The sequence below is a fragment of the Chryseobacterium panacisoli genome (genome assembly GCF_008274625.1).
GTDB classification, from domain to species: domain Bacteria; phylum Bacteroidota; class Bacteroidia; order Flavobacteriales; family Weeksellaceae; genus Chryseobacterium; species Chryseobacterium panacisoli.
Genome location: NZ_VTRU01000001.1, coordinates 2,006,924 through 2,033,423, shown reverse-complemented (window position 1 = coordinate 2,033,423; position 26,500 = coordinate 2,006,924). Strand labels below are relative to the sequence as shown.

Sequence of the window (26,500 nt, the reverse complement as noted above, 5' to 3'; positions counted from 1 at the left end):
TTAAAAAGGATATCCGATGGCAATATTTAAAACAAGGTTATCTTTCCTCCAGCTTGAGTCTCCGAAATTAATTTTATCGAAGGCCCATCTGTCTCCTTTTTCGTAATAAGGAACTCTCAGTGGCATAGCAAGATCCAGTCTTAGAATCAGGATAGAGAAATCCAGTCTCAGACCCACTCCGGCTCCCACCGCAATTTCATTTAAAAAATCTTTTGAAAACTTAGCGCCCGGTCTTGTGGAATCGTCATGAAGCAGCCAGATATTTCCTGCATCAACAAAAACGGCAGCATTTAAAAATTTATAAAGATTAGCTCGGTATTCAGCATTTAATTCCAGCTTCACATCTCCGGACTGATCAAAATACGCTCCCTTATCAATAGTTCTCGGATCAAAGCTTCCCGGTCCTAATGTTCTTGCACGGAACGCTCTGATACTGTTACTGCCTCCTGAGAAAAACTGTTTGGAGAAAGGAATATATTCTGAATTTCCGTATGGATAAGCAATTCCTCCGATAAACCTTGTTGCCAGCGAAGATTTCTCAGTGAATTTATGGTAAAATCTGAAATCGTTTTCAATCTTCACATACTGGCTGAAAGGAATACCGAATATTTTCTTTTCCTTATCTTTTTTTACATCAGCTCCGGTTACCAACCCTGTAATATTTCCTGCAAGATCAAGCGTTCCTTTATAATAAACGGTATTGGTCTTTGGAAGCATCGTGTTGGTATACGTGAAAGAATAAGTAGGACCAAAAATTAACTGTTTATCTACAATTCTCTGCATGGCAGGATTGGTAGCAGATATTTTTTTGTATTCATCCGTAACATTTGCCGGAGAAACCAATGTAATATCAATTACTTTGAGATCATGTTCCTTTCTTGCATTTTCTTTCCACAAATATCCAAATGATCCGGTGAAGTTATTTAAGGTGTAATATTTTGTTCTGTTCTGGAATTCATATCCCAATGTGATATTCGTTCTCGGAACAAATTCACTGGAAGAATGAAAACGGAAAGGCGCTACAATTCTCGGGATAGAAAGCTGTGCATTCGCTCCTGCACGGAAAATATTATTGGCATCCTGAGCACCTCCCATCTGGAAATCAAAAGCTCCAAAGATGGCTGCCTTGAATTGCTCTGCACCTCTGAAGAAATTCCGGTGGGTCCAGTTCAGATTGAGTTCACTACCTGCATAATTTGCAGAATTGGTTCTTCCTAAAGCTTCCAGGCGAAGTGACTGGATTTGTCTTGGTGTTAATAAATAATAGGCATCAAATTTATGACTTAATGAATCCGAAACCACGAACTCATTTTTCACAAATTTAAAGACACCGAGACTGATCAAACGGTTCAGTGTAAGATTATGATTGGAACGGTTATAAAGATCTCCTTTTTTGAAATATAAAGCTCTGTCAAAAATTTTCGGTTTGAATTTATGCTGAGGATCAATGACGTAAATATCATCAAATGCATATTTGGAAAGAGAATCTTTATTCATTGGAATGCTGTATTTTCCTTCTTTTACATCCTGAATGTTGTAATTGGGAAATACAATAACATTATTGATGCTGAATTGCTGGGTTGCTAAATCAGGTGTATTGTCTTTCAGTTTTACATTAAGTTCGACCTTATGATTTTTACTTACGGTACTGTCTGCCTGTACGATAATATTATCAGGGTGGAAATAATAAAAACCTCTTTCTTTTAAACCATTATCAATTCTTTCTCTTTCTGCTTTGATGACATCCAGATCAAATGGTTTTCCGTTTTTAAGAAACGTTCTTTTTGTTAAACCCTGAATTTCCTGGTTTATCAATGTAGAGTCCTTCTGGAATTTTACACCGTCAATCAGATATCTGGAACCCGGTCTTACCGTATAAATTACCTGCGCTTTTTTGTTCTTTGAAACTGTATCATAAGAAGCTTTAGCATTGAAATATCCTTTATTTTCAGAATAATTGACAATAATATCTTTATTGAACTCACGGTCTACATCACCTAATAAGACAGGCTTTTCACCCATTTTATATTTAAGCCAGTAATTGAAACCTTTATCCTTTTTCGGCTCTTTGGCGATATTATAAAAATACAGCTTTGGACGCATTCCCAAAAATGTAGAATTGGGTTTTGGAGTGAGATTAGCTTCCAGTGCAGCCTGAAGATCATTTTTTTCTTTTTTTGAAATTGTATCATTTTCAATCTTTATTTTGGCTCCTGTGTAGAGCATCTGACCTTCTTTCAAAAACCTTGTATTACTGCACGATACTACTGTGGATGCCATTCCGGAAACCAACAGATACTTACAATATATATGGAACTTATTACTCATTATTTAAATTCTACTACTTGGTTATTTTGATTCTTTTTTGGCTTCTTGTCTTTAGATTTCTGGAAGATCTCGCGGAATTTGTCATAATCCAATGTAATAATGAATCCCACTCCGGTCTCTATGATCTGCCCCTGAAGAGCCACCTGATATTCATCCTTACGATAAGCCCGCAGCATGTATCTTCCGTCTTTGGAAAGGCTGTAATCCACAGAAACATTACCTGCAATATTGGTCATATTTTCGTTCTGGCGTGCCTGGCCTTCCAGTCCGAAATTACTTCCTACCGTTACCTTCAGTCGGTCATTCAGTAACTTTTTACTGATGTCTACATTAAGGTCGGTTCGGGTATTTTTCTCCCCGCTGGAATAATCTTCAGTAGAATCAAGACCGAAGTTCAGGTCTACTCCTTTAATCAGTCCGGAGGCAAGATTGTTCAGTTGTTGAGAAAGAATTTTACTCACACTCTGTCTTGCCATGGTTTCAGCAGACATTCCTACACCGCTTTCAAATGGATTTTCTCCGATGAAACGGTTCAGAAGAAGTAAAGCAAATACCTGTTTATTCATTTCAGATTCCTGAGTTCTCAGCTGGGCGAGTTTTGCATTAACATCCTCGGTTACCGTTGAAGCAACAGAATTATTCTTTTCATCAGTAGTAATGTCAAAAGAGAGCTGAGGTTTCAGCAGTTCTCCTTTCATTTTTAATAAAGTATTGAAAGGAATCTTTTGTTTATACTGATTCATCTGTGAAGTTGCTTTTCCGGTGAGTTGCTGCTCTAAAAGATCAATAGGCGGAGCTTCTGTTTTATATACGGCAGTAATATTCATTTGAGCCATAGTAGGTTCACCCGTCCATGTGATCGTGCTGCCTTTCTGAATATCAAATTTACGTTTAAGCAAGCTCACGGAAAGATCATAACTTCCTTTTTCCACTTCATAAACTCCTACCAATGTCATTTTTCCGGAAGGGTCAATTCCTCCTGTGAGTTCAGCTTCTCCCTGAAGTTTTACAAAATCACCATTTACTTTATCAATAATAATAGAGAGTTTGGCTTCTTTGCTGACTTCAATATTGACACTCACATCCATTCCTTTGATACGGCTTTTGGAGTCGAGAGAATCTGTTTTAATCGTTTTATTTAAAACCACCTGATCCTGATCTATAAACTCTACAATACCGTCTCTTTCCTGTAAAGATGGGGAAGATTGAGGAAGAACAAATGTAAAGTCTGTGTTGTCTGCCACATTTAGTTTTCCGTCTACTTTAGGAAGGTCAAGATTTCCACGGATATGAAGACCGGCATCAATGGCCAAAACACCATACATCATCGCATCGTTTGATTTTTCTGAATTGACCACTTTAAAATCTCTGGCATTGACATTCAGATTGAAGGCAAAATCTCTGTAGGTCTGTGTCAGAACCTGTCCGTCCACAACAAGGGCATTTCCGTCTTTATCTTTGATTTTGAATTTATCAAACTCAATTCCACGGCTCGTAAAATCTATTTCATCGCTCAGATGTCTGAAATCACTTCCTGTTTTGGCTATTTCCAGCCCTGCATCGTTGAATTTTACTTTCCCTAAAATATTAGGTTTATCAGTAGTTCCGGTAATCTTTAAATTTCCTGAGAGATACCCTTCCGTATTGGTAATTGCATTCATGGAAAACCCCTGAATACTCTTCATCTGGAGCTGATTGATCGCCATATTCAGATCGAAAGTACTGGAAGAAGTATTATAATCTCCCAGGATTTTTACATCATTGTTATTTCCGGAAAGCGCAATGTCAGCATTTAAAACATTCGGTGAAGCATTGTTTACTTTTACCGCAAGGTTTCCGACAGGACTTCCGTAGACGATTAAATCAGAAATATTCAGGTCCGAAGTGAAGGTCATATTTTTAGTAACATCACGAAGCTGTGCTGTCCCATTAATAGTTCCTCTTGCCAGAACAGTATCTTTTTTAATAAGTTCCGTAATGGTTTCAATCTTAAAATCTTTCAACGAAATGTTCAAAGGACTGCTTGGGCTGGTGCTTTCAGACTGAACAGCAATTTCACTGTTTCCATTGGACAGGATGAAATTGTCAGCCAGAATTCCTTTGCTGCTGATCTGGATTTTGTTGTTTTCTGCAACATTCCAGTCTGTATAATTAAGCTTTAAGCCATTCGGGTTCAGAGAAATCTCTGTAATATCATTTAAGGATTTTGCATTTCCTGCAATCAGGAATTGGGTAGCATCCTTTTCGTCTTTTGTAGTGACGTTGTATCGGATGGTATTGTCTGCAACATCTCCGTCAATATTGATTTTATTTAGAGAAAAGCTTGAGCTTTTTAAGGCTGCAACATTCAGGCTGTACTGTAAGGCCTGATTTTCATTGGTTACTTTTAAAACTCCTTTTTCAATAGTATTCTCCCCATATAGTAATCGCGGAATCTGTCCGTCAATTTCAATTTTCTGAGAATCCGCATCGTAGTTTCCTGTAAGATTGATGGTTTCAAAATCTTTCAGATCCGGAACAAATTTTCTGATAATATCATCATTTTTGATTTTGGCTGTAAAAGTAAAATGCTGCCCCGGATCTATTTTCTGGCTTTTATCCGGCTTCTGGAACTGATAATACTGATTTACGGTTTTCGTTAATGCTCCAAAAATCTGGGTAAGTTTATATTTACCCTTGAGTTCCACATCTGCTACCTGAGAATTGAAAACAATCTGGGTAGAATCCTGAGTAGATGAAGCTTTCAGATTCACTTCCTGTACCGGATAGACTTCTTTGGTATCCGAGAACGCGAAATCTTTAAGGTTTAGATATCCGTTCAGATTATTTGGATCTAAGCTGGTGAAATCACCATCAATTTTTCCGGCAATAATCATCGGTTTTTCATAGAAACCAAGTTTGTTCACATCCAGTTTGATGACTTCTCCATTCACTTTTACCGTAGGATTTTTTTCATCATACACTCCGGACGCGGTCAGCTGTAAACTGGCATTGGGATCTTTTGAATCAAGAATAACATGATAAGCTCCTTTCTTGATCTTTCCGGTAAGATTCATGTTTTGATAGCGGTATCCTTTATAGACTGCAGAGGCAACATGTCCCTTTAAGTCTGCATTGGCATTTTTAAAATCAAAACTTTCTCCTTTTGCAGCAATCTGTGCTGTAATAGGACCAATATCTTTATTCTGAATAATTTTTCCTACCTGTATGCCCTGAAGATTTGCTTTTACATCATACAACTCATGATTTTTCCTGCGCATATCTACTTGGGCAATTACGGCCGCATTTCCAAGTGTGGAGTAGAGATTCAGATCTGCATTCACAACTTTAGTTGTGCCTTTTGCATTTCCCTTGATGCTGAAATGGGAAGGAAGGGAAATATTGGAAGGAATTGTATTTTTCGGGACAAGATTGAATATTGTTTTGGCGCTGGAAGAAAATTCTCCGATTCTCAGATCATAATACAACTGATCAGGATTCATCGCATTTTTAATTTTTCCGGATGCCATTACTCTCAATTGATCCAGCCCTGAAACTTTAAGATCCCGTATTAAAAGGTCATTCACGCTTCCTTTTACATTAGCGTTTACATTGAGAATAGCGTTCGGATATTTATTAAATGGAACTGTACTTCTTAAAGTGGGAACCAGATTCAGAATGTCAGAGAATCCTATTTTTGAATCTTTAATGTTGGCCGAAATCTTTACAGCGCCTAAGTTTGAGCTAAGCTGGTCGATAGAGTTATAGTTTAAAATAACCTCATCACGTAAGATTGTTTTCGGAGTCTGAAGGTAAAGATCTTTGAGGTAAGCTTCTTTTTCTGCATACACGAAATCCGTATTGAATTTCTGAATATCCAATCCTCTTCCCTCTTTGATTTCTGCAGAATTCACTGTGCCTGCAAAAGTATTATTCTCCATTTTGAAGCTTCTTACCTCCACATTCATTTTTGAAAAATTCAGGTGGTTGAAGTCCATTCCCTGTTTGGTTGGAGCAATAGCGGTATTGTTGTAGCTTGCCTTTACATCATTCAACACAAGTTTTCCTAAAAGAAGTTTCATAGCTTTATCCTGATCGGAAGCTTTGGAAACTTCAGGTTCGTTTGTCTTTTTCGGATTGGCATTCTTAGCGGGAAGATAAAGGTTGGCATTAATATCTGCTCCGGAAAGGAATACATTAGAAATATTGTAGGCATTGTTTTCAAGATCAAGTTTATTGACCTTTGTACTCAGCTCTTTAAATATAACTTTTGCAAATGTTTTGGTATTTTCATCACCGTAGTCAATGTCGAAATGAGTAAGCTTAATGCCTCTCAATTCAATATTCATTGGTTTTTTTTCATTGAGAGAGTCTACTTTTTTCTCAACCTTTTGAGCGACCTCTTCTACAAGTCCCTGTTTTAACTTTAATTTTAATCCGTCAAGGTTAATATCATTAACAGCGTAATTGTTTTTATTAAGATCAAAAGTTTTTACCCTGGTATCAAACGACTTAAAATAGAGTTGAATATCATTCCTGGACTGTTGATCATTGAAGGTTACTCCAATATCTTTTAAATTGATTTTATCAAGAGAAATAATGAATGGCTTGGAAGAACTTTCTTCTTTATCACTGGTTGCGAAAGCATCAATGATATAATCGAAATTGAATTTGCCATCCGGTTTCCGTACAACATTAGCACGGGCTCCTTGCATGCTGACTGAAGTAATGTCTGCTGTAGAATTGAGGAGTTTCAGCATATGTAAACCTACATCCAGTTTCTTCACTGCGAGAAGAGTATCTACATCCTGCCCTTTGAGATAAAGATTTTCCATGACAAGACTGTTAGGAAATCCGATGTAAACTTTTTCAAGGCTCACCTTGGTTTTGATTTTTTTCTCAAGGTAAACAATAAGCTTGTCTTTGATGAAGTTTTGAACGGCAGGAAGCCTTAAGCTTAATATCAACAGGGTAAGAAAAACCAATATTGAAATAAAGGTTATTACAATACGCCTTAAAATTTTTGTGGTGTTGATTTTCAGTTTCAAATGCGAGGTGGTTTCTAACAAAGATAATAATACTATTTTACTTAGTCTTTGTTGTGGTATCCTTTGCAAATGCAAAAATCCTGCCTTGGATGTCTTATTATGGAATTTTTAGTTTGTAGTTGTCAAGTGAATAGTTGAGTAAGACGAGCCAAGGCATGGATATTTATTTTAAAAAGCCCCCTTTATATCATTTTTAATGTTGAAAAGGTTAGTTAGCAAAAATGAAATTCAAATGTTAGTGTAGTAGAAAAGGGGGCTTGGCATGGTTTATATGATAGATAATAATTTTTTAGTTGTTTCCGTTTTCCCATTTTACCTCTTCTCCCTGTGGAGCGGCACCGCCTTGTGCTGCTGTAATAGGAGCGGTTTCCTGGTTGATATGGTAAATGTATGCGGCAATCTTTTCGGCATCTCGTCCTGTGATGGTTCCTTCCTTGATGAAAGGTCTCATGGTAGGATTGTTTGGAGAACCGTTTTCAAGCATCCAGAATACATTTTTGAATAAACTTTTTTCTTTCATGTTGATCCAGTGTGTGTCAGTAAGGTTCGGACCAATTCCTCCTTTTCCTCCGTCTCCATGGCAGGTAACACAATTTGTTTTGAAAAGCTCCTGGCCTTCTGCGATATTATCAGCACTGTATTTTGCGGATTCCAGATCGATCTGAGGAGCTGTTTTTTCATATGCTTCAATAGATGCTAACATGGTTTTGGCTTCTTTGGTATATTCTACTTCCGGATGGGCGTAATCTGTAAAAGAAAATGCGACCAGATAAACGGCACAGAAGATACATCCGAACCAGAACAGTCCGATCCACCATTTTGGGAGTGAATTGTCAAGCTCAGTAATTCCATCAAAACCATGGTCGATAAGAATATCTTTTTCTTCCGTAGCAGTTTGCTTTTTGAAGGCGGAATTCCACAGTTTTTGATAATACGGAACTTTTTTCTCTTCCAGATATTGTTTTTTCTCTTCCTCAGATAATCTGTTGAAGTTTTCATTTTCCACCAGATCTCCAATAGAATTCATGATGAGCAGGAGGATAATGGCGATTAATATCAGCGCCCAGAAAAAAGGAGAAGAAAAATATCCTGAATCACTGGCGAACATTTCAAAGGCCATGATCGTTAAACCTATCGTTGTTGCGATATATATTGAAATTGGGGTTCTCGTTTTCATTGCAATTCAATTTTAAATGTTACTCTACGCTGGCTGTTTGTACCTGTGTTGTTTTAATATCCGTACCTAATCTCTGCAGGTAAGCGATCATTGCGACAATTTCTCTCTGCTCAAGCGGTACATACGCTGTTCCTTTTGCTGTTTTTTCTTTTACCATCTGATCTTTTACATCCGTTGCTTCAGCATAGATTCTCTGTACAATCGCTTTAGATTGGTTGTCTGCCCATTGGTTGGCAGAATCTATCTGCGCTTTTGTATATGGAACATCAAAAGCATTTTTCATCAGTTTCATCTTATCTACCATCTGATCGCGGTCCAGTTTATTGGTAATCAGCCATGGGAAACGCGGCATGATAGAACCGGCAGAGGTAATTCTTGGGTTGTACATATGTTTGAAGTGCCATGAATCCGGGTTTCTTCCTCCTTCTCGGTGAAGATCCGGTCCTGTTCTTTTAGATCCCCATAAGAAAGGTCTGTCATAAATAAATTCTCCGGCTTTGGAGTACTGTCCGTTCTTTCCTTCAAATCTTACCACTTCATCACGGAAAGGTCTGATCATCTGAGAGTGGCATGAATTACAGCCTTCACGGATATAAAGATCTCTTCCTTCCAGTTCCAGCGGTGTATAGGGTTTTACTGCCGTGATCGTCGGAACACTTTGTTTCAGTGAGAGTGTCGGAACAATTTCTACCAATCCACCGATTGCTATTGTGATAAATGCTAATACAGAAAGAAGGGTAGGTGTTCTTTCCAACCACAGGTGTACCCCTTCGCCTTCTTTTCTTGAAGTGCCGATATTGGCCAATGCAGGAGCTTCCGCAGGAACTTCTTTCTGGAATGAACCGGCTTTAACGGTTTTGATAACGTTAATGACCATTAAAATTGCTCCGGACAGATAGAGTGCACCTCCTAAGAATCTCATTTTAAAGTAAGGAATAATTGCCGTAACGGTATCCAGCCAGTTTTTCCACAATAATGTTCCGTCCGGGTTGAACTGTTTCCACATCAATCCCTGTGTGAATCCTGAAATATACATAGGAACAGCATAGAAAATAATTCCTAATGTTCCCAGCCAGAAGTGCCAGTTGGCCAGTTTTTTAGACCAAAGAGGCGTTCTCCACATGATCGGAACCAGATAATATACCACTCCAAATGCCATGAAACCATTCCACCCAAGAGCTCCTAAATGTACGTGGCCGATAACCCAGTCGGTATAGTGACAGATTTTATTTAATGATTTTGTGGCCAATAAAGGTCCTTCAAAAGTAGCCATACCATAGCATGTAATAGCCACTACAAAGAATTTCAGAATTGGATTTTCTCTTACTTTATCCCATGCTCCTCTCAGAGTAAGTAGACCATTCAGCATTCCTCCCCATGACGGTGCAATAAGCATAATAGAGAACCCTGTTCCTACCGCCTGAGCCCAGGCAGGTAAAGCTGTATATTGCAGGTGGTGAGGCCCGGCCCAAAGGTATACAAAGATTAGCGACCAGAAGTGAATAATGGATAGTTTGTATGAGAATACCGGTCGCTGTGCTGCTTTTGGCATAAAGTAATACATCAGACCTAATACAGGGGTAGTTAATACGAATGCAACCGCATTGTGCCCATACCACCATTGTACTAATGCATCTTTTACACCTGCATATACAGAATAAGATTTCCAGCTTGTGAAAGATAACGGAACTTCCAGGTTATTGAAGATGTGAAGCATCGCTACAGCAATCCAGGTTGCAAGGTAGAACCAGATCGCTACATATAAATGTCTCACTCTCCTCTTGGCAATCGTTCCGAACATATTGATCCCAAAAACGATCCATGAGAATGCAATTAAAATATCAATAGGCCATTCATGTTCAGCATATTCTTTAGAAGTATTGATTCCCATAAGGAAAGTAATCACTACACTGACGATCATCAGCTGCCATGACCAGAAATGAATCCATGAAAGCGTATCGCTGTACATTCTGGTTTTAAGAAGTCTTTGCATACTGTAGTAAGCACCGCAGAAAAAGGAATTACATACGAAAGCAAAAATTACAGCACTGGTATGAAGCATTCTGATTCTTCCGAAGCCCATTGCTCCCTGAGTATTGATCAGTCCCTGAATATTGCCCGAAGCTAAGCTTTTAATTGTCGTATCATCTGTACCGAATAAAAATTCAGGTAATTCAGGATAAAAAAGCATCAATGCAGCTGTAAGCCCCAGCAGAAATCCTACAAGTCCGAATGCAATAGTCGCATAGAGGAATGCTCTGACAATATTATTGTCATAATTAAATTTTTGCGTCTCCATAAATTCCAATAGTGTTTACCGAAGTGATATTTTCTCTGAAAAAAGGCTTATTTTTTGACTCTTTTCTATGTTGAAAATAAATATCATGTAACGTGTATAATGTTTTGCCAAAGGTATTTATTAACTTTGTTAGAGGCTATTAGATAATCTTCTAAAATATACCGAAAACTACTAAAACAAAAAGGATGAAAGTGTGTGGACAAAATATCAGGAAAATTCGCAGGAGTAAAGACCTTACGCAGGAATACATGGCTTTTGAAATGGGAATCTCCCAGAAAGCTTATTCCGATATTGAGAATTCCAAAGTAAAGATCAATCTGGAGATTCTGACGAAAATATCAACTATTTTAGAGATCAAGCCTTCCGATATCTGCAGCATTTCGCATAAATGTGGAATAGATACATATGAAGATAAATATCAGGACCTTTTGGAATATATGAAAAAAAATAATATTTCAATTCCGGAAGAGTTTTTATAAGTTTCAAACTTTGCATTTTTAGTCATTATAGAACAATGATCTCCTTCAGCTATTGAAAGAGATCATATTTTTTGTCAAAAAAGGACTGTGTTTCTAGTATGCCTGAAGATCATGGCATTGATGGGGAACAAGTATTGATTTTCAAATTTATCATAATCAATATGTTATTTATAAATAATTATGTAGAAAAAAATTCACATAATTGTGGATAAATATTTACAATATATTTAATATTCTATAATATATTTGTCATAAATATAATGCGGGCTCACTGAATGAAGCTTCTTTACTTTATTTCACTCTTCTTTTTTTTATGTATCCAAGGGCAAGTCTATACTACCCAATGGTATAACATGGATAATGGTCTGCCTCAAAACAGCATCAAGGACATTGTAAAAGATAAATACGGTTTCATTTGGCTTTCTATGGAAGGCCGGGTTTTACGATATGACGGAAATAATTTTGTAGAATACAAAAATTTTAAGCTTAAAAATTTAAGCTTTGGTGATTTCTCCGGAAGCATACAAAAAGACAGCATTTGTGTTTTTAATACTTCTGAAAAAGATGTTTTGCTGATTTCCCGGAGAAGACCCAATATTATATCTTCCGGGCCAATGTTGAATTCCGAAAGTTCAGCAGGAAATAAAATATACAAGCAGCTTTTCAAAAATAATTTCACTGTACGATATGTTTCGCTTATAAATTCATTTTTTATCTGTTTAAATACAGGTTCCTATTATTTTGAAAACAACACAATATTGTATGTCGATAATAAAAATAAAAACAGAATACCAATTGATCTGAAATTTCCACGCAGCAGATTAAGGCGGCTATTTGTTCATGGAGATTATGCCTTTGTCGCTGATGTTAAAAATAAAAAGGTGCTTCAGCTGTATCGGGGAAAATATTCTTATCTCAATGCACCATCGGTTTATACTGATCCGGAAACTAAAATCTACTGGCAGCAGATTACCGGGCAGGTTTTCATGATCAGCCATGGCAAAATATACAGAAGTGAGTTTTCAGAAGGAAAGCTGAAGCTGACTTATCTGTTAGAATATAAGGATATTGATAAGGATATCTCGGGAGCTATGTTTTATGATGAAGTGCCCCGGAAATTATACATCGGAAGTTCTATTAATGGACTGAAAATTCTGAGCTTATCAGACTTCTCGGTTTCCAGAAAGAATCAGCCTTATCAGGATGAGGTCTGTTATGCAGCAATTCCTTATGGAGATGACTCTGTTCTTACCCAGGAAGGAATCATATATTTTCCCGGTTCATCAGAACGATTATACAGAGCTCCTCAATCTTATGATAAGCGATATATTTTAGAGGATAACACCGGAAATCTGGTTTATCGGGAAAATAATTCTATTCATATAAGATATAAGAATACCGGATTTACAAAATATGATTCTATTTCTTTTAAAGGGAAAGAAATGAATGGTTTATATAAAAGTGCAGGTTTGTATATGGCATCATTTGTAAGCGGAATGCAGTCTTATCTCTATCTGTTTAAGGAAGACCATTTTAAAGAAATTGAAAGAATTATTCCTTGTAAAGATAAGATAGATGCCGTTCTCCGGTATGATGAAAATCTTCTTTATCTGGGAAGCAGCGGTGGAATATATGTATATTCTCTTGCCGGGAATAAAGTGATAAGGCTTATTGGAAAAGGCCTTCCTGTGAAACAAATCATCAGGACAAGAGACGGAAATGTTTGGTTTACGACTTATAATAGAGGAATTTATTTAATAAAAGACCATAAAGTGATCAGACTTCCATCTGATAAAAATGCTTTTCTGACTAATGCTCATTATCTGCTGGAAGATCGAAATTCCAACTTGTGGATTTCGTCTGATAACGGACTGTTTAAAGTCAATAAAAATACTCTTCTGCAATATATGAAAGCACCTAAGGGAGTTGTTACTTATTACCGATATACTAAAAAACATGGTCTTTTAAATAATGAATTCAACGGAAGTGCCAATCCCTGTGCTCATCAACTGAACGATGGACAGTTTGTGTTTCCGTCTATGGAAGGATTTGTATTTTTTAACCCTGAAAAGACTAAAACTTATTACCCCAAGGCTCAAAACCTTTACCTGGAAAGAGCAAGAGTAAAAGGAAAAATGATTCAGCTGAAAGATAAGCTATTTTTGGAATGTGGATACAAAAATGCAGAGCTGTATATAGATATTCCTTACTATTCCGATTTGGAAAATATCTACCTGCAGGCAAAACTTTCAGATAGTAAAGATAGCCCATGGATAAATATCAAAAGTGATAAAACATTCCGGATGGCCAATATAGAGCCAGGAAATTACAACCTTATCGTACGGTTTCTTTCTTCCGATACTGGGAAATTTATTTACAAAACTATTCCTGTAGAAGTTGAAGCCCATTTTTATCAGACTCTTTTCTTTAAAATTCTTATTGCAGTTATTGTCATTTTCATCGTTTTAATGATTATACAGATCAGGACCAATTTTTTAAGACTGAAAAATAAAGTGTTGAAAAATACTATCGATCATAAAGATAAACAGCTGCTGGCAACCCATAATAAGCTTAAAAACGAATCTGATTATCAAAAAAAACTGATTGAAAGCATAAGCCACGATATTACTACACCTGTTAAATTTATTGCGCTTCTTTCACAGGAGCTTAACCAATCTGAAGATCTGAAAACTCAGAAAAAATATTTTGACAGTATTTATAAAACTTCTGAACAGCTGTATAAGTTCACCTTAAGCCTAAAAGAATATACAGAACTATACAAACAGGAAAATACTGACGATGATGAATATTCCTTCTATGATCTGATAGAGACCAAAAGATTGTTGTTTGAAGAAATTGCAGCTCAGAAAAATACATTTATATACAATTTTTGTGACCATCAGCTAAAGACCGGGCTTAATAAAAATATTCTCCTTGCAGTTTTTCACAATATTATAGATAATGCGGTAAAAAACACCTCAAATGGAGAAATTACCATTACAACAACCTCTGAAGAATCACATATAGAAATCAAAATCACGGATACCGGTAGTGGAATGTCTGATGAGCAGATGATTTACTATTCCGAACTTTTTAAGAAAAAAGAGAATGAACATATGACTTTTAAAAATTATGGTTTGGGCCTTCATATGGTTGTTCAGCTCATGATGAAGATTAATTCTGAAATGACTTTTCATCAAAACACCCCGAAAGGAACCCTTATTAAAATCCTTATTAAAATATGATAAAAAAAATACTCATCGCAGATGACCATCATGTGGTAAGAATCGGGACAGCTATGATCCTGGAGAAAAATTTTAATTATTTTGAGGTCGATTTTGCCGAAACTTATGGAGAAGCAAAACAGAAAATTGAATCTGAAAAGTATGACCTCATCATTCTTGATATTGAACTTCCAGGAAGTATTCTCAAATCTATGGTTAAAGAGATAAAAAGTATTTCTGAAGAAACTCTTATCTTAATATTTACTTCCTACAAAGAAAATATTGCCCTGCAATATATTGAAGAAGGAGCGAATGGCTTCCTGAATAAGCAGAGTGATCCGGAAATGTTTGTGAAAGCGGTTGAAGCTGTCTTTAAAGATGGATATTATTATACGCCGGAAATTATGCATGAAATGCTGAAAGGAAGTAAAAAGAAAAAAACAGTAGAACATTTATCAGAAAGAGAACTGCAGGTTTTTAATCTTTTAGCTAAAGGAAACGGAAATCTTGAAATCGCAAATGCCCTTAATATTGAAGAATCTACTGTAGGGACCTACAAAAGAAGAGTCTATCAGAAACTGAAGATTACCAATCTGATTGAATTGTTTGATATCTATAAAGAAATACATTAATATTTCATCTGCTCTTGTCATAAAACCACTACGATTTTGTGGAAAAATACGTACAGGATCTGTTCTTTATTTATTCGTTTTTCGCAGTAGGTTCGTATTGCGAAACTTCCATTAAATAATTAAAGGTATTGGACATTATTCCGGCCCTTTTAGATTCTAAAAAATGTATTTGTTTATGAAAAAAAAGATGCTTTTCATTGCCTTATTGGCAGGTTTAAATTGTTTTTCTGTAAATGCCCAGGTAGGAAGTGTGGGGATTAATACTGCAAATCCCGGCAGTACCCTGACTGTGAACGGCTCATTTGCGGCAACGTATAAAACAGTTACGGTAAGTGGTGTTGTAGGAGCCAATGATTACTATATCGCTTATAACGGAACTGCTGATGGAACGTTAACTTTACCCGCAGCCATCAATGGAGCTGGTAATTTTGCAGGACGTACCTATCACTTTAAAAATACAGGCGGAAAAATACTTACCGTTTCAGCCAATGGTTCTGAACTGATTGATGATCAGAACGGGACTGGCCTGGGAGTTCCTTCCATTACAGTTCCTCCCGGATATTATGCATTTCTGGTAAGTAAAGGAACAACTACTGGTGCGACATGGGAGCTGGTATTGGTTTCAAGTTCAAACAGTGTTCCTTCAGCAGAATCTACCTATCCTTTTTCAGCAGTGCCTACTACCCAAAGACAAAGCTGTAATGCAACTCCTACTCCCTCTGATCCATGGATACAGACAGCAATTGTTTATCCTCAAGGGACCGTTATTAATAAAGGAAATGTACTTAATACCTCTACAGGAGCATTTAAGGCACCCAGTGATGGGTATTACGTGATTCAGGGGTCTACACAATTTGATAATGGAAGTGTAGCCGGAAATCCAAACTTTACATGGACTGTTTTATATCTTGTAAAAAATTATGTTCCCGGTAATGGAGGAAGTGTCTTAGTCCAATCCTATCAGCCTACTGTAACGAGAGTTTTTGGTTCAAGCATTTCGTGCATGACTTATCTTAGTGCCGGGGAAACCGTAAGCATGGCTTCTGTAGCCGGAGTATCTGCCGGTAACAAGTACGAAGTGGTGACAAGTACTATGTATGGGTACAAAATAGCGAATTAATATCATATTGATACTGTGGAAAGCGGTCTTAATCTATCGGGTTAAGGCCGTTTTTGTCATTATATTTTAAATTTTATCGGTAAGGGGCTAAGCAGGAAGGGGCTTTCCGGTTTGAAGAATCCTGAATTGTCAATTTACCCCATGGAATGTGAATTTCTGTGAAAAGTTTTTATATATTTAGCGACCGAATAATTCATTCAATGAACAACGAAAATAAAACAGGAGAAAAGGAGACTTTAGTTAGAGGATTAACAAATCGACATATACAATTAATTGCCCTTGGAGGTGCCATTGGAACCGGCTTATTTCTGGGAATCGGACCGGCTGCGGTACTGGCAGGACCATCAGTAATTTTAGGCTATGCTTTAGCAGGAATTATTGCCTTTTTTATTATGCGTCAGCTTGGTGAAATGGTTGTTCAGGAACCCGTATCAGGAAGTTTTAGCCACTTTGCCTACAAATATTGGGGAAATTTTCCGGGATTTGCTTCCGGATGGAACTATTGGATTCTCTATATCCTGGTAAGTATGGCTGAACTCACGGCAATTGGGCATTATATTCACTTTTGGTGGCCGGAAATTCCGCTCTGGGTTTCCAGTTTGTTCTTTTTTATTGTGATCAATGCGCTGAATCTTGCTTCCGTTAAAGTATACGGAGAAACAGAGTTCTGGTTTTCCATCATCAAAGTCGTGGCTATTATTGCCATGATTATCTTCGGAGTATATCTTTTGATAAGCGGTACAGGAGGCGAGAAAGCAACGATTACCAATTTATGGAACGATGGCGGATTCTTCCCGAAAGGATTATTTAATAAAACAGAAAACGGATATTCAGGATTATTTGCTGCAATGGCCATGATTATGTTCTCTTTCGGAGGATTGGAACTTATCGGAATTACAGCTGCTGAAGCTAAAAATCCGGAAAAAACTATTCCACAGGCTACTAATCAGGTGATCTATAGAATCCTTATTTTTTATGTAGGAGCTTTGGTGATCTTATTTTCATTAAGTCCCTGGAGAGACATTACAGAAGGATCCAGCCCGTTTGTGATGGTGTTTCAGAACCTGAATGGCCTTGAATTTAGTATTTTTGGTAAGGTGATCCAGTTCAATACATTGATTGCAAATGTTCTTAATCTGATTGTTTTAACAGCGGCTCTATCAGTATATAACAGTAGTGTTTACAGTAACAGCAGAATGCTTTTTGGATTGGCTCAGCAGGGGAATGCCCCGAAATTCCTGAAAAAACTGAATAAAAACTCTGTTCCTATTAACGCTATTCTTATTTCATCATGCTTTGCCGGGATATGTATTATCATTAATAAACTAGTACCGGAAAAAGCTTTTGAATACTTAATGGCTTTAGTAGTATCTACTTTGATCATCAACTGGCTGATGATATGCTACACCCACCTGAAGTTTAAAAAATCAATAAATACATCAGGAATTCAGTCAAAATTCCCATCTATATTTTATCCGGTATCCAATTATATCTGTATTGCCTTTTTGGTTCTGATATTAGGATTGATGAGTATTACGGGAATGGAAATTCAGGTAATTCTGATCCCGGTATGGATTGGCTTTTTGTTTGTTATGTACAAATTGTACAAACCGAAGTAAGAATATAAAAACAGAATTAATATGTTTTGGAAAGGTGAAAATTAATGATTTTCACCTTTTTTATTTTTATGAATAAATAGGCTTAATCTGATTTTTTGCGGAAACAATTCACTGAATTTGCTATGGTCTACGGTTATTTTTCGTACATTAGTAAGAGGTTATATTTCAAATTCAGGTGAAATTTTAATCTGTTTGAAATGCCTGCGGATAAGCCGAAAACCGTTACAAAAAAGTAGGCAGGACCAAAAAAGACACCTATGGCCAATTTATTTCAAACCCTTACCAATACTGTAAAACATTGGTATATCCCATTAATCTTCGGAATTATATTTCTAATCTGTGGTTTTTATGTATTCAGTGTACCACTTGCAACGTATGTTACACTTTCTGTTTTTTTCAGTGTTTCCTTTTTGTTTTCAGGAATTACGGAAATATTCTTTTCCTTGCAGAACATTAAATCTCTGCAAGGTTGGGGTTGGTTTCTTGTAAGTGGATTATTAACGACTGCAATAGGAGTTTATCTTATCGCAAACCCTCAGATTTCAATGACTGTGCTTCCGTTTGTTATAGGATTCACTTTACTGTTTCGTTCATTTCAGCTTCTGGGTTTTGCTTTCGATCTGAAAAGTATGAGAATAATGAGCTGGGGAAATGTTGCCCTTGCCAGCGTCGGAGGAATTATATTTTCTCTGTTGCTGATATTTAATCCTGTGTTTACGGGAATTTCATTAGTTACGCTTACAGGTGTTTCTTTCATTTTTATGGGAATAGCTTCCATTATGCTGGCTCTGGATTTAAGGAAAATTAAAAAAATCCCAGGAAAAGTAAGCCAGGAATTAAGAGACAGAATCAAATCGATACAGGAGGAAATTGATGATCTTAAAAGATAATAAGTAAATTACTTCTAAATAAAAAGACCTTGTAAAAAGGTCTTTTTATTATTTTTAAAATGGCAAAACTGAATTCACATTATTCCCGTTCCAGATATAAATAAGATTAAAAGGATCAGCCAGATAAAATACATCATCAACAAGAAATTTATACTCATGTCTGCCTTTCAGGACTTCAACCTCCGCATACCAGTATCCTTTTTGCTTCTCAAGAACAATCGGTTCTTTTAGCCATTGGGTAAAACTTCCGATAAGTTTTACATTGTGAGCACCCGGCCATGCATTAATTTTAAAAATAACCTTTCGGGAATTTCTTTTTCCATACAAATTTGCCAGATAATCATTCGGAGAATCCTGAAGTACAGAATAAAAGTATTTCTGCGATTGTATAGAATCTCCTTTATATTGATAAGCGATGGCAAGCCAGTCATTAATCAATATGCTTTTACCCGTTCTCTTTTTCAGGTTTTCAATAAATGTGATGGCATCATCGGTTTTATGTGTTCGGAGAAGATCTGCTCCAAAATAAATAGCATCATTATTTTTAAAATTATAAATCTCCGATGAATTTTTAAATAAAGAATTGTAAAGTCGAATAGTTTCGTCCATCCCTTTATTCTGATAAATGGAACTTAAAAGGCTTCTGATGTTTTTTGGAAAATATTCAGTAATATCTGAAGAGTGTTTTCCTTTTTTCAGCTCTTTAGCCAATTTGAATCTGACAGGAGTGGTAAAATCTCCCTTTAGATAAAGCACCATTTCCTGCTTTTTCAGATTAATGGTCATTGAGTAGTTGGTTATAATGTCGCCAGGTTCTCTTTGTGCAGTTTCTGTCAGAATATGGGTAATCTTCTTTTCAGTAAAAGAATGAGACTGAGCCAGAAGATCTGTGGATGTTTCTCTTCTCCAGCAGGTTTCCTGGTGTCCGTTAGCAATGCAGTAATTGGTCAGTGAAAAATTTCGGGTTGTTTTAGTAACAATATAATTGCCGTGGATGGTAGCATAATCTCTGGAAGAATCAGCAATGAATAATTGAGCTCCTGAAAGCTTTAATAAGTTATAAGGAGCAATAAGTTGAAGAGCTTCTTTTACACTTTTGCATTTTTTTAGAATATCATTTACTACTTCCTGTTCTCTGTTTATTTTGGATGAATTAACAATTACGGGAATATCATCAATTGCGGTATAATCTAAAAAAAGACCGTGTTCATTCATTCCTCCCTGAGGATATTGCCACATGACATCATTATATCCGTCATGTTTTTCAGACCATAGCATATATCCCCATGATTTTTCTTCCCTGGGAATATACCAGAATCTATATTTCATATCAGGGCTTTCATCCTCATTATTGCCTATCCATATATTTTTACCGTCATTGGCTAAAAAAATAGTACAGGCATTTATTGGAATGAAAGTGCTTACTATCAAAAGGCAGATATATACTATTTTGGTTTTCATCACTTTAAAGATAATTTTTTTTAGATAAATGCTTGATAGCCTTGTTGTTAATTTTTTTATAATAAAAGAAGCTGATTACCCATTTTAAAATTTTAGAAAGTAGAATGAAAAATAAAACCATCCTTAAAAAAGGATGGTTTGTAGTCATGAAAGAACAATTCTCGAACCATTTTGTTGAGGATTTAAATAAGCTTAAACGTTTGATGTATTAAAGATGATAATTCAAATAAAAATGCCCCGAAGGTAGTCGAGGCTCTAAATGTTTTCACAACGGAATAATCCTTATTGTGAATTGCTTTCAAAATTATTGATACAAATATAAAAGAAAAAAATTAACTGTATTTATGGGAATCCATAATTTGAATATTTTTTTTATTACTATTTTTATGTGGTATCAAATTAATAGCGATGAAAAATATACTTGGACTGGACTTGGGAACAAACTCTATTGGGTGGGCGTTGGTAAAACAGGATTTTGAAAACAAACAAGGTGAAATTCTTGGAATGGGAGCCAGGATAATTCCGATGTCTCAAGATATTTTGGGCGATTTTGGTAAAGGGAATTCTGTTTCGCAAACCGCGGAACGTACAAAATATAGAAGTGTGAGACGATTACGTGAACGATTTCTTCTACGAAGGGAGAGGCTTCACAGGGTTTTAAATATTTTGAATTTCCTTCCAGAACACTATGCTTCACAGATTGATTTTGAAAAACGATTTGGGAAGTTCAAAGTTGAAACTGAACCAAAATTGGCATGGAAAAATATTGAAGGACAGTTTTCATTTCTGTTCCAAAACTCTTTCAACGAGATGCTTGAAGATTTTAAAGCGAACGGTCAGGATTTAAGAATACCGTACGACTGGACGATTTATTATCTTCGTAAAAAAGCACTTTATCAAAAAATTGAAAAAGAGGAGCTGGCCTGGATTCTTTTGAATTTTAACCAAAAACGTGGATATTATCAATTGCGTGGGGAAGAAGAGGAAGAAAATCCTAATAAACTTGTTGAATTTTATTCTTTAAAAGTTGTAGATGTTCTTGCAGATGAGCCGCAAAAAAGCAAATCAGATATTTGGTATTCTTTGGTTTTAGAAAATGGATGGATTTACAGAAGGGCAAGCAAAATATTGTTGTTTGATTGGAAAGATAAAACAAGAGATTTTATTGTAACAACTGATTTGAATGATGATGGAAGTGTTAAAACAGACAAAGAAGGAAATGAAAAAAGAAGTTTCAGGGCACCGGGTGAGAACGATTGGACTTTGGTAAAGAAGAAAACCGAGCAGGAAATCGAGCAGTCTCATAAAACCGTTGGAATGTATATATACGAAACGCTACTTGCTAATCCTAAACAAAAAATCAAAGGAAAATTAGTTCGTACGATTGAAAGAAAATTTTACAAAGAAGAGCTTAGACAGATATTAGAGAAGCAAAAGGAGTTTCATCAGGAATTACAAAATGATGACTTATATAATGATTGTATTCGTGAGTTGTACAGAAACAATGAAGCTCACCAACTGACTTTAAGCAAAAAAGATTTTATACATCTTTTTATAAAGGATATTGTTTTCTACCAAAGACCGTTGAGAAGCCAGAAGTCTTCTATTTCCAACTGTACTTTGGAATTCAGAAAATACAAAGATGAAAATGGAGCAGAACATACGCAATATTTAAAAGCAATTCCAAAATCGAATCCATATTATCAGGAATTTCGTCTTTGGCAATGGATTTTTAATCTTAACCTATATAAAAAAGATAATGATGAAAACGTTATCAAAGAATTTTTAACCACTACCCAAGATGTCGAAAATCTGTTTGAGTTTTTAAACAACAGAAAAGAAGTTGATCAAAAAACTTTATTGAAACATTTTAAGCTCAATGAGAAAACACATCGCTGGAATTTTGTAGAGGATAAAAAATACCCCTGCAACGAAACAAAGACGATGATTTCAACCCGATTGCAGAAAGTAGAAAATATTTCCGGGGATTTTCTGACGAGGGAAATCGAACAAAAGATTTGGCATATTATATATTCTGTCAATGATAAAATTGAATACGAAAAAGCCTTAAAATCCTTTGCGTTAAAACATCAACTTGACAAAAGTTCTTTTTTCGAGGCTTTCAGAAAATTTCCACCATTTAAAAGAGAATATGGTTCCTTTTCGGAAAAAGCAATTAAGAAATTGTTGCCTTTAATGCGATTGGGTAAGTATTGGGATTATGCCAATATTGATAAGTTTTCAAAAGACAGGATTCAGAAAATCATTAATGGAGAATATGATGAAAATATAAAAGATAGGGTAAGAGAAAAGGCGGTCCATCTTAGGAGTGAAGATGATTTCCAGGGTTTACAATTGTGGCTGGCCCAATATATTGTATATGGAAGACATTCGGAAGCATCAATAACAGGGAAATGGAATTCAGCTGATGACTTGGAAGAATTTTTGAAAGATTTTAAACACCACTTGCTTCGCAATCCAATTGTAGAGCAGGTCATTACAGAAACTTTACGTGTTGTAAAAGATATTTGGCTAAAATATGGAAAAGGAGCAAAAGATTTCTTCAATGAAATTCATATAGAGTTGGGAAGGGAAATGAAACTTCCAGCTGACGATAGAAAGAAACTCACAAACCAGATTACTGAAAACGAAAATACGAATCTCCGCATTAAAGCTCTATTAACAGAAATGATGAATGATCATGCTGTAGAAAATGTTCGTCCGTTTTCGCCCCAGCAACAAGAAATTCTGAAAATTTATGAGGACGGCGTTTTAAATTCAGGCATTGAAATTGAAGATGAATATTTAAAAATAAGCAAAACGGCGCAACCTTCTCCTTCAGATTTAAAACGGTATAAACTTTGGCTGGAACAGAAATACAAATCGCCTTATACTGGGCAAATTATTCCATTAAATAAATTGTTTACACCAGAATATGAAATTGAACACATTATTCCACAAAGCCGATACTTTGATGACAGTTTTAGTAATAAAATTATTTGTGAATCGGCGGTTAACAAATTGAAGGATAATTATATCGGACTTGGATTTATTAAGCAGTTTGGAGGAACTATTATTGAACTTGGTTTCGGGAAAAGCGTAAAGGTTTTTGATATTGATGAATATGAAGATTTTGTCAAGAAGCACTACGCCAATAACCGAAGTAAAAGAAATAAGCTTCTCTTAGAAGATATTCCTGAAAAAATGATTGAACGTCAGATCAATGATACTCGTTATATCAGTAAATATATTTCCGGTATACTTTCTAATATTGTTCGCTTAGAAGATGGTTCGGATGAAGGAGTAAATTCTAAAAACATTGTTCCCGGAAATGGAAAAATTACTACCCAATTGAAAAAAGACTGGGGGTTAAATGATGTTTGGAATGACTTGATTTTACCCCGTTTTAAAAGAATGAATCAGCTGACCAATTCGACAGATTTTACCGCCTGGAACGAAAATTTTCAAAAGTTTTTGCCGACCGTTCCAATTGAATATTCCAAAGGTTTTTCTAAAAAAAGAATCGACCATCGTCATCATGCTTTAGACGCTTTGGTAATTGCTTGTGCTACAAAGGACCACGTAAATTTATTAAATAATCAATCGGCAAAATCGGAAACCAAACGCTACGATTTGAAAAAGAAATTAATGAAGTTTGAAAGAGTTGTTTATCTCCATGTGCAAACAGGGGAGAAAATCGAAAGAGAAGTGCCAAAACAATTTTTAAAACCTTGGGAAAATTTTACTGTAGATGTTAAGCATAATTTGGACACGGTTATTGTAAGTTTTAAGCAAAACCTTAGGGTTATTAATAAAGCAACGAATTATTACGAAAAATATGTAGAGAAGGATGGTGCAAGAAATAAGACTAGAGTAGAGCAAAAGGGAATAAATTGGGCTATTAGAAAACCAATGCATAAAGATACGGTTTCCGGTAAAGTAGATTTACCTTGGGTAAAAGTTCCAAAAGGAAAAATTTTAACAGCGACGAGGAAAAGCCTTGATGCTTCATTCGATTTAAAATCAATTGCCTCCATTACTGATACAGGGATTCAAAAAATTCTCAAAAATTATTTAATGCTTAAAGATGGAAACCCTGAATTGGCTTTTTCACCCGAAGGAATTGAAGATTTGAATAAAAGTATTGAGAAGTACAATGATGGCAAACCTCATCAACCCATCAATAAAGTAAGGGTTTTTGAACTGGGTAGTAAATTTCAGATAGGACAAGCCGGAAATAAAAAAGATAAATACGTAGAAGCCGCAAAAGGAACCAATTTGTTTTTTGCATTGTACGAAGATGAAAACGGCAAGAGAAGCTATGAAACTATTCCTTTGAATGAGGTGATTGAAAGGCAAAAGCACGGTTTACCTGTGGTTGATTTAACAAGTACAAATGATTTCTATTTATGCCCGAATGATTTGGTTTATATTCTATCTGATGATGAGCGGGATAATATGACAAATAACGATTTTGAAAGCCTTTCTGACGAACAAGTTAAAAGGATATACAAATTTGTTAGTTGTACAGGAGGTGAGGGGCATTTTATTCCTTACGCAAGTGCGACAGAAATAATAAAAAATGAAAACGGTACAAATAGTAAAAGCGAGAGAATGCAGAATTTCTATGATGGTAGTTGTATGCTTGATAAAAACAGCAAGCCCATTATGATAAAGGAAAACTGTGTAAAACTTAAAGTCGACCGTTTAGGTAACATTTCAAAGATATAATTATGATTACTCGTTCAATCTACATCGGTAATCCCGCTTATCTCAAGCTGAAAGATGAACAGATGAAAATTCTTTGTCCGGAAACCAAAACGGAAAAGGGGAGTGTTCCTGTGGAAGATTTGGGCTTACTGATGTTGGATCATTATCAGATTACTATTTCGCATAATCTTATTCAGAAAATGATGGGAAATAACGTGGTGGTCATCAGTTGTGACGCTCATCATTTGCCCCATGGAATAATGCTTCCACTGTATGGTCATACTGAACATTCCGACAGGGTAAAAGATCAGTTGGAAGCAAGTGAACCATTGAAAAAACAGCTTTGGAAGCAAACCGTGGAATGCAAAATTGAAAATCAGAAAAATGTTCTGATGAAATTGGAAAACTATTATGAACCAATGGTTGAATACCAAAGAAATGTAAAGTCTGGGGATTTAACCAATATGGAAGGTATTGCAGCTCAGCATTACTGGAAATATCTGATCAGCCTTGATTTTTTGAGACAGCGTTTCGGAGAATCACCCAATCAGTTCTTTAATTTCGGGTATGCGGTTCTTAGAAGTATTGTCGCCAGGGCTATTGTTGAAACAGGATTATTGCCTGTATTGGGGATTTTTCATAAAAATAAATATAATCCTTACTGTCTTGCCGATGATATAATGGAACCTTATCGTCCGTTTGTTGATTTACTCGTGATGCAATGGCTGAAAATTCATCCTAATACCGAAGAACTGTCGAAAGAATTTAGGGCTCATATTCTTCAGATTGCAACCAAAGATGTACATATTGATGACAAAACAAGACCGTTGCTTGTTGCTGTAAAAATGACGGCTTCATCGCTTTACAAATGCTACACAGGAGAAAAAAGATTGATCTCTTATCCTGAACTGTTATGAACGCCGAAAGGTTTAACGCATACCGGATTATGTGGGTTTTAGTATTATATGATCTCCCGACTGAGACCAAAGCGAATATGAAAGATGCTAATCGCTTTCGGAAGGCGCTCATTGATGATGGTTTCACCTTGTTTCAGTTCTCAATGTATGTACGCCATTGTCCGAGCCGGGAAAATGCTGAGGTTCATATTAAAAGAGTTAAATTTATGCTTCCAAAAGCTGGGAAAGTTGCCATTATGTGTATCACGGACAAACAATTTGGAGATATTGAAATCTTTTTTGCCAGGAATAAAGAAGAGCCACCTCCAACCTTTCAGCAGCTTGAATTATTCTAAATTTTAAATTCTAAATATAAAAATAATCTACTGGTTTTCAGTAGATTATTTTTTGAGGCTGTGACTAATCACGAAGATAATAATTTTTGAAAGCAATTCACAACGAATTTCTCCACTTTGTGCATTTATTTGATGCTGTGACTAATCACGAAGATAATAATTTTTGAAAGCAATTCACAACAAAGAGAGATATAATCTATTGGCGTTACTTGCTGTGACTAATCACGAAGATAATAATTTTTGAAAGCAATTCACAACATCTTGTTCCTCCTTGCCTTTCTC

14 protein-coding genes and 1 CRISPR repeat array (1 of these 15 only partly in view) are annotated in these 26,500 nt (G+C 35.9%); of the genes, 9 read left to right on the top strand and 5 right to left on the bottom strand.

Annotation, left to right across the window (positions count from 1 at the left end; genetic code table 11):
* The 4 genes from tamL to ccoN all read right to left on the bottom strand — a co-directional run bounded on the left by tamL (position 1) and on the right by ccoN (position 10,831).
* Complete coding sequence (tamL, locus tag FW781_RS09075; RefSeq protein ID WP_149387099.1) at positions 1–2,328, bottom strand: translocation and assembly module lipoprotein TamL; 2,328 nt, start codon at positions 2,326–2,328, stop codon at positions 1–3.
* A complete protein-coding gene (locus FW781_RS09070; protein ID WP_149387098.1) occupies positions 2,328–7,355 on the bottom strand; it encodes a translocation/assembly module TamB domain-containing protein in 5,028 nt (1,675 codons plus the stop codon). The genes tamL and FW781_RS09070 overlap by 1 nt, the downstream gene beginning before the upstream one ends.
* Before the next feature lie 289 nt (positions 7,356–7,644).
* Entirely contained in the window at positions 7,645–8,532 is an 888-nt protein-coding gene (locus tag FW781_RS09065) for a cbb3-type cytochrome c oxidase N-terminal domain-containing protein (protein ID WP_149387097.1), read from the bottom strand.
* Positions 8,533–8,551: 19 nt separating this feature from the next.
* Complete coding sequence (gene ccoN, locus FW781_RS09060; RefSeq protein WP_149387096.1) at positions 8,552–10,831, bottom strand: cytochrome-c oxidase, cbb3-type subunit I; 2,280 nt, start codon at positions 10,829–10,831, stop codon at positions 8,552–8,554.
* A gap of 185 nt (positions 10,832–11,016) precedes the next feature.
* On the opposite strand from ccoN, the gene FW781_RS09055 reads away from it, so the two are divergent.
* From FW781_RS09055 to FW781_RS09030, 6 genes are all read left to right on the top strand, one after another.
* Positions 11,017–11,310 (top strand): helix-turn-helix domain-containing protein, encoded by a 294-nt coding sequence (locus FW781_RS09055; protein ID WP_149387095.1) that lies wholly within the window; start codon positions 11,017–11,019, stop codon positions 11,308–11,310.
* Positions 11,311–11,663: 353 nt separating this feature from the next.
* Entirely contained in the window at positions 11,664–14,555 is a 2,892-nt protein-coding gene (locus tag FW781_RS09050) for a sensor histidine kinase (protein ID WP_172625688.1), read from the top strand.
* On the top strand, positions 14,552–15,166 hold the full coding sequence (locus FW781_RS09045; protein ID WP_149387093.1) for a response regulator transcription factor: 615 nt from the start codon (positions 14,552–14,554) through the stop codon (positions 15,164–15,166). Before FW781_RS09050 ends, FW781_RS09045 begins: the two co-directional genes overlap by 4 nt.
* A gap of 175 nt (positions 15,167–15,341) precedes the next feature.
* Positions 15,342–16,286, top strand: coding sequence for a hypothetical protein (locus FW781_RS09040; protein WP_149387092.1), 945 nt, complete (start codon positions 15,342–15,344; stop codon positions 16,284–16,286).
* A gap of 200 nt (positions 16,287–16,486) precedes the next feature.
* Positions 16,487–17,905 carry an amino acid permease gene (locus FW781_RS09035; protein WP_149387091.1) on the top strand — a complete coding sequence of 473 codons (1,419 nt, stop codon included), beginning with the start codon at positions 16,487–16,489 and terminating at the stop codon, positions 17,903–17,905.
* A 257-nt stretch (positions 17,906–18,162) separates the two neighbouring features.
* A complete protein-coding gene (locus FW781_RS09030; protein ID WP_149387090.1) occupies positions 18,163–18,795 on the top strand; it encodes an HdeD family acid-resistance protein in 633 nt (210 codons plus the stop codon).
* Between the two features lie 54 nt (positions 18,796–18,849).
* On the opposite strand, the gene FW781_RS09025 is transcribed toward FW781_RS09030, so the two are convergent.
* Positions 18,850–20,256 carry a hypothetical protein gene (locus FW781_RS09025; protein WP_149387089.1) on the bottom strand — a complete coding sequence of 469 codons (1,407 nt, stop codon included), beginning with the start codon at positions 20,254–20,256 and terminating at the stop codon, positions 18,850–18,852.
* A 408-nt stretch (positions 20,257–20,664) separates the two neighbouring features.
* Here FW781_RS09025 and cas9 point away from each other — a divergent pair, with 408 nt between their 5' ends.
* The 3 genes from cas9 to cas2 are packed head-to-tail and all read left to right on the top strand — an operon-like array spanning position 20,665 to position 26,218.
* On the top strand, positions 20,665–24,987 hold the full coding sequence (gene cas9, locus FW781_RS09020) for a type II CRISPR RNA-guided endonuclease Cas9 (protein WP_149387088.1): 4,323 nt from the start codon (positions 20,665–20,667) through the stop codon (positions 24,985–24,987).
* 2 nt (positions 24,988–24,989) lie between these two features.
* A complete protein-coding gene (gene cas1, locus FW781_RS09015; RefSeq protein ID WP_149387087.1) occupies positions 24,990–25,883 on the top strand; it encodes a type II CRISPR-associated endonuclease Cas1 in 894 nt (297 codons plus the stop codon).
* Positions 25,880–26,218 (top strand): CRISPR-associated endonuclease Cas2, encoded by a 339-nt coding sequence (cas2, locus tag FW781_RS09010; protein WP_007842732.1) that lies wholly within the window; start codon positions 25,880–25,882, stop codon positions 26,216–26,218. The genes cas1 and cas2 overlap by 4 nt, the downstream gene beginning before the upstream one ends.
* A gap of 57 nt (positions 26,219–26,275) precedes the next feature.
* Positions 26,276–26,500: a CRISPR direct-repeat array (repeat unit 47 nt; unit sequence GCTGTGACTAATCACGAAGATAATAATTTTTGAAAGCAATTCACAAC) (it continues 1,208 nt past the right edge of the window).